This window comes from Cupriavidus sp. 01L46, from assembly GCF_056399905.1.
The window spans coordinates 1-1272 of record NZ_JBFTSF010000602.1; the positions used below are offsets into that span (position 1 = coordinate 1).

At 62.7% G+C, this 1272-nt stretch carries 2 protein-coding genes; one reads left to right on the forward strand and one right to left on the reverse strand.

Going from position 1 to position 1272, the window contains the following annotated elements:
- On the forward strand, nt 1–201 hold a 201-nt coding region (locus tag AC1DS3_RS38770; RefSeq protein ID WP_477129379.1), incomplete at its 5' end, for a lytic transglycosylase domain-containing protein.
- Between the two features lie 79 nt (nt 202–280).
- Here AC1DS3_RS38770 and AC1DS3_RS38775 read toward each other — a convergent pair.
- Nucleotides 281–1138, reverse strand: coding sequence for a peptidylprolyl isomerase (locus AC1DS3_RS38775; protein WP_441641587.1), 858 nt, complete (start codon nt 1136–1138; stop codon nt 281–283).
- Nucleotides 1139–1272: the final 134 nt, after the last annotated feature.

Below are 1272 nucleotides of genomic sequence, written 5' to 3' on the forward strand. Positions count from 1 at the left end.
GTGTTGGCCGGCGCCAAATACCTGCGCTTTCTCCTGGATCTGTTCAGAGACGATGTTGAGCTGGCACTGGCGGCGTACAACGCGGGAGAGAATGCGGTGATCCGGGCGGGCTATCACATCCCGGCGTATGCGGAAACACAAAGCTACGTGCCGATGGTGATGGCGCACTACCGGCGCTTGAGCGGTAGCAGGAGCCCATAGGCGCCGGGTGCGCGCGCATGACGCTCGGGGCGTTTGATAACCCCGCCTCCCGTCAGCCGGCAGGAGGCGCCTGCCGTCACTACTGCTGAATCGCCGCGCGTTGCATCTGGGCATTGATGAACCCAGCGCTCGCGTTCTTTAGCGCGAGCACTTGCAGCTGCTGGCGAATGGCGCCCTTCATCTGATCGAATGCCGGCACCTGGGTCGCCCGCTTGGCCTCCAGCTTGACAATCACGCGAACGTTATCGACGGCAATCGGCGCGGGCGTAACGCCGCCGGCGGATAGTTGCGTCACGGCCTGCGCGACCGCCAACGGCACACCTTGCGTCTTTCCCTCGGCCGCCGGCGTCTTGAAACTGACCCATGGCATTTCACCACCGTCTTCCTTGCTCGCAGCAATGCTGTACTCGCGCACGAGCGCGTCGAAGGCCGCACCTGAACGCAATCGTTCAAGCACTTTCGCTGCCGTAGCATCGTCAGCCACGGAGAGAATCCGCAACTTGTACTCCTCGTTGCCCATCGAGCCAACGATCTCGTTGTAGCGCGCGCTGACTTGTGCGTCGGTGATCGGCTCGGGATGGATGTTGTCCCGCAAGTAGAGTTCTGTCTCCGCAGCAGCCTTGGTGGCATTGACCGCTTCCTGTACCGACGGCTTCAAGCCGTAGTTCTGTTTTTCGGCGCCCTGGCGTAAGACCTCGCGGGCAATGAGCTCCTGCTTGAACAGCCGGCGCAGCTCGGGCGTATCCGGCTGACGCGCCGCGCGCATGGCATCGCCGAGCCGCGCTAGCGGAATCGCCACGCCATTCACGATCGCCAACGTGTCCGTTGGCAAGCTGCCGTTGTCCTTGCTGGTGGCCTGCTGGGCGAAAACGGGCGCTGCCTGGCCAAGCGCAAAGGCGATGGACACGGCGATGAAGGTCAAGGCGTTCGTTTTCATTTGCATCTCCCGGTTGCGTGTCGTCAAAGGGATGGCAGCGGCACGCCGCGGCGCTTGATTCCTCCTGGCCTTTGCATTTTGTTGGTGGCCGGCCACGCTTGCCATGGGTCAACACCCTACAGATGAGGTAGGGC

Coding starts and splice junctions, on each gene's coding strand:
- AC1DS3_RS38775 (WP_441641587.1), bottom strand. CDS start 1,138: ATGAAAACGAACGCCTTGACCTTCATCGCCGTGTCCATCGCCTTTGCG.